The 4,038-nt window shown below is 76.0% G+C and carries 4 protein-coding genes; 3 read left to right on the top strand and 1 reads right to left on the bottom strand.

What is annotated here, in order from left to right:
* Nucleotides 1-262 precede the first annotated feature (262 nt).
* The 3 genes from ACFVXK_RS37405 to ACFVXK_RS37395 all read left to right on the top strand — a co-directional run bounded on the left by ACFVXK_RS37405 (nt 263) and on the right by ACFVXK_RS37395 (nt 2,624).
* Nucleotides 263-1,243, top strand: coding sequence for a GlxA family transcriptional regulator (locus tag ACFVXK_RS37405; protein WP_389621486.1), 981 nt, complete (start codon nt 263-265; stop codon nt 1,241-1,243).
* 55 nt (nt 1,244-1,298) lie between these two features.
* Complete coding sequence (locus tag ACFVXK_RS37400) at nt 1,299-2,054, top strand: MBL fold metallo-hydrolase (RefSeq protein WP_389621483.1); 756 nt, start codon at nt 1,299-1,301, stop codon at nt 2,052-2,054.
* A gap of 108 nt (nt 2,055-2,162) precedes the next feature.
* Nucleotides 2,163-2,624 carry a hypothetical protein gene (locus ACFVXK_RS37395; RefSeq protein WP_389621480.1) on the top strand — a complete coding sequence of 154 codons (462 nt, stop codon included), beginning with the start codon at nt 2,163-2,165 and terminating at the stop codon, nt 2,622-2,624.
* Here the strand turns inward: ACFVXK_RS37395 and ACFVXK_RS37390 are convergent.
* On the bottom strand, nt 2,599-3,735 hold the full coding sequence (locus ACFVXK_RS37390; RefSeq protein WP_389621477.1) for an ABC transporter substrate-binding protein: 1,137 nt from the start codon (nt 3,733-3,735) through the stop codon (nt 2,599-2,601). The genes ACFVXK_RS37395 and ACFVXK_RS37390 overlap by 26 nt on opposite strands.
* Nucleotides 3,736-4,038: the final 303 nt, after the last annotated feature.

The raw sequence follows: 4,038 nt of genomic DNA, 5'->3' as shown, positions 1-4,038 counted from the left end.
CTGAACGAGGTCATGTGCCGGGCGGGCGTGGAGCGGTACCGGGTGCTCTGAACGGGCGGCCCGGGCGGCGGCGGTTGGGGAGCTGGGCGCGGTCGTGGACGTGGACGTGGCGCCGGGCGGGGGGGGTACGCCCTGCTGCCGGAGAGCGCGGTACGGCTGGACGGGGCTGCGCACGGCACGGCGGACGGCGTGGCTGGATGATGGCCGGATGTGACAGAAGCTGGTCATTGCGGCCATCCGGTGGGGGCGTGATGATCGGGGCATGCTCCCACCCCACGAGATCGTCATCGTCGCCTTCCCCGGCGCCGAACTGCTCGACGTCACCGGCCCGGCCGAGGTGTTCTCCGTCGCCACGCGCGTCGCCGGCCCCGGACGGCCCGGCTACACCGTCCGGGTCGCGACGGCCGGCGGAGTGCCGGTGGCGACCTCCAGCGGGCTGCGGCTGATGGCCGACCTGGCGCTGGAGGAGGTCGACGGGGCCGTGGACACGCTGCTCGTGTCGGGCGCGGTCGAGGTCGGCGGGGGCGGCGTGGAGCCCGTGCTCGACGGGGCGGTCGTCGACTGGCTGCGGGAGGCCGCGCCCCGCGCCGGACGGGTGGGATCGGTCTGCGCGGGCGCGCACCTGCTGGCCGCGGCCGGCCTGCTGGACGGGCTGCCCGCCACGACCCACTGGCTCACGGCCGGCCGGCTGGCCGCCGACCACCCGCGTGTCGCCGTCGACCCGGACCCGCTGTTCATCCGGGCCGGACGGCTGTGGACCTGCGCGGGGATCACCTCGGGGATGGACATGGCCCTCGCGATGGTCACCGAGGACCACGGGCCCGAACTCGCCCTCGCCACCGCCCGGATGATGGTCATGTACGTCAAACGCGCGGGCGGCCAGAGCCAGTTCAGCGTGCCGCTCGCGGTGGCGGACGCGCCCGGCGGCGACCGGATCGACGCACTGCGGGTCTGGATCGGCGAGCACCTGACCGAGGACCTGTCCGCGGAGGCACTGGCCGCGCGACTGCACCTCAGCGTGCGGCACTTCTCGCGCCTCTTCCGCCGCCGGACCGCCACCACCGCCGCCGTGTACGTCGAGTCCGCGCGGCTCGAGGCCGCGCGCCGGCTGCTCCAGGACAGCGAGCACGGCCTGCCGGAGGTGGCCGCACTGAGCGGGCTCGGCTCGGTGGAGAGCCTCCACCGCACCTTCCGGCGCCGCCTGGGCACCACCCCGGCGGAATACCGCCGCCGCTTCCGCTGACGCCCGTCACCCCGCCTCGTCCCCCGCTCGCCCCCACCCCCATGGAGAACGCACCGTGTCCACCGCCACCCGCGTCGTCCCGATCCCCGTCCTGGGCCGGCACCACATCAACGCCTACCTGCTGCTGGGCCGTCGGCCCGTGGTCGTCGACGCCGGCACCCCCGGCAGCGGCCGGAAGATCCTCGACGCGATCGCCGCGCACGGGGTGGACCCGGCCGACCTGTCGCTGATCGTCCTCACCCACGGGCACATCGACCACTTCGGCTCCGCCGCCGAGTTGAGCCGGCTGACCGGCGCACCGGTCGCGGGCCACGTGGCGGACCTGGGACCGTTCCGCACCGGCCGGGTCCGCGAACCGTACCTGCCCACGGGCCCGATGGGCCGCCTGATGGCCCGTAACGCGAAACTGCACGCGCGGGCCGAACCGGTCGAGCCGGAGGTGCTGTTGCGGGGTGAGACGGACCTGTCGGAGTTCGGGATCGAGGCCCGCGTCATGCCGACCCCGGGACATACCGCCGGATCGGTCTCGGTGCTCACCGGGCAGGGCGACCTCGTCGCGGGCGACCTGATCGCCGGCTCCTTCATGGGACTCGTCCCGGGCAGACCGGCCGATCCCCCGTTCCACGACGACCCCGTGGGCAACCTCGCCAGCCTGCGGCGGATGCTCGACCTGGGACCGGCCCGGCTCCACGTCGGCCACGGCGGTCCGCTGGAACCCGGCCGGGTGCGCCGCTGGGCCGCCCGGGAGGAGCGGCGTCTCGCCCGGCGCCGGGCCGCGGGGCGGCTCGTGACCCGGGGGGCGGAGGACTGACGACACCCCTGTGACATCTGTCATCCCACACGGGTGATCGCGGGCCCTGCCGCCCGCCCCCTCCCCCTGGCGAGAATCAGGTCACCGCAACGACCACGGGGGACCGAAGTGAACATCCTGAAGAAGAAGACGGAGACAGCGGCCGGGCCGGGCGCGGAGATCGACGCCGGGAACCTGAGTCCGGCCGACTACCGGCTCCCGGTCTGGTTCTTCGGCTTCGAAGGCGTCCTCGCGGCCGCCTTCGACATCATCAAGGCCTTCCCCTCGGCGTGGCCGGTCCTGCTGGGGCTGCTGGTCGTCAACATCGCCGTCTCGCTGACGATGATGCGCCGGCGCCTGAAGCTGGCCAAGGCGCTGTGGCGGGGCAAGGAGACCCGCAAGGTCGCCATCGCCCTCGTCGCCCTGCGGGTCGGCAGCCACTTCGCCCTCAACGCACTGGGTTTCGCGATCACTTCGACCCTCGGTCACGCCGTCTTCGCCGTGGTCATGGCCGCGGTCACGATCGGCCTGCTGGCCTACTCGCAGGAGACGGCCGTCCGCGCTCTCACCCGCGCTCCGGCCGGACGCTGACCCCGCCGCGCCACGCGGGCGCCCCCGGGCCGGGCGCCCCCGGGCGGCCCTCGGCGGTCCACAGGACGCGGAAGCGGCCGGGGTCCCCGGGGTCCCGGTCGGCCACCTGGACCGGCGGCCACGCCCACTGCCGGACGCCGATGCCCGGCACGCGGGAGAACCGGATCTCGCCCCGGGTCCCTTCGACCGCCACCCGCGCCCAGGGGTCGGCGCGCCGGGGGGAGCGCAGCACCTCGGCGAGGACGGTGAGCGTGTCGTAGCCCTCGAAGGCCACGAAGGAGGGCGCCTCGCCCAGCCGCGCGCGCAGGGCCGTCTCCACCCGGGCGCCCAGGGGGCCGAGGCGTTCGGGCAGGTAGCGCAGGAACGGGACGGCCGCGCCGTCCTCGCCCAGCAGCGCCGCCCATTCGGTGAACTCCGGCTGTCCGGCGGGCGCGCCGATCAGGATCCCGCCGAGCCGGAGGTCGCGGCGCACGGCCCGGACGACCGGCACCGCCGGATCCGGGTGGCCCGCCAGCAGGAGGAGGGCCGTCGCGCGATGTGCGAGGAGTTCCTCGCACAGGGCCTCGGGGGTGAGCGTGCTCATGTCGAGCTCGGCCAGGGTCGCGCCGCGCGGGGTGAGGTGTTCGCGCAGGATGCGGGTGCCGGCGGCCCAGTAGACGCTCGGTTCGGCCGCGACGGCGATCCGGCGGTGACCGGCGCCGAGGAGGAAGTCGGCGTAGGTCCGCCAGCCGTGGGACTGGGCCGGGGCCAGGCGGGCCACGGCGTCGGCCGGGTGTTCGGTGAGCGCGTCGATGACCGCGGAGGAGCAGAGGAACGGCAGGCCGAGGGCGGCGGCGCGGGCGGCCGCCGCGCGGGCGGACACGCTGTGGTACTCCCCCGCCAGGGCCGCCACGCCGAGTTCCGCCAGTTCGTCCACGGCCGCCGCGGCGCGCAGCGGGTCGGCGGCCGTGTCGCGGACGACCAGTTCCAGTGGCCGTCCGGCGATCCCGCCGGCCGCGTTGGCCTCGTCGGCGGCCAGCCGGAGCCCGGCGACCAGGTGCCGGCCCGCCTCGGTCCAGCCGGGGCGGGTCAGCGGGGCGAGGGCGCCGATCCGGACGGGCGCCGGGTCCACTCCGCCTGATCGCCGCGCCGCTGGCTGGTTACTCGTGTTACTTCTTCCGGCTTCTCCCATGCGGGCCATTGCATCCACGGCCCCGCCCCCCGGCAACCGAATATCAGGGCCCCGGATCGCCCGAGGCGCGGCTCCCGCCCTCCGGGGCGGCATGGCCGCGGCCCGAGGCCGGACGCCCGCACGCCCGAGGCGGGACGGCCCCGCGCGCGGGGCGGAACGCCCGCACGTCCAGGGCGGGACGGCCGCGCGCGCAGGGCGGAACGGCCCCGCGCCCGAGGCGGGACGCCCGCACACCCGGTCCGG

This window comes from Streptomyces sp. NPDC058157 (genome assembly GCF_042884105.1).
Lineage (GTDB): Bacteria > Actinomycetota > Actinomycetes > Streptomycetales > Streptomycetaceae > Streptomyces.
Note: the sequence above shows the minus strand (reverse complement) of the source record. Positions and strands in the feature narration are given on the sequence as shown.

Bases quoted from the DNA above. Each gene is read 5' to 3' on its own strand.
- ACFVXK_RS37405 (WP_389621486.1), top strand. From the start codon at position 263: ATGCTCCCACCCCACGAGATCGTCATCGTCGCCTTCCCCGGCGCCGAA.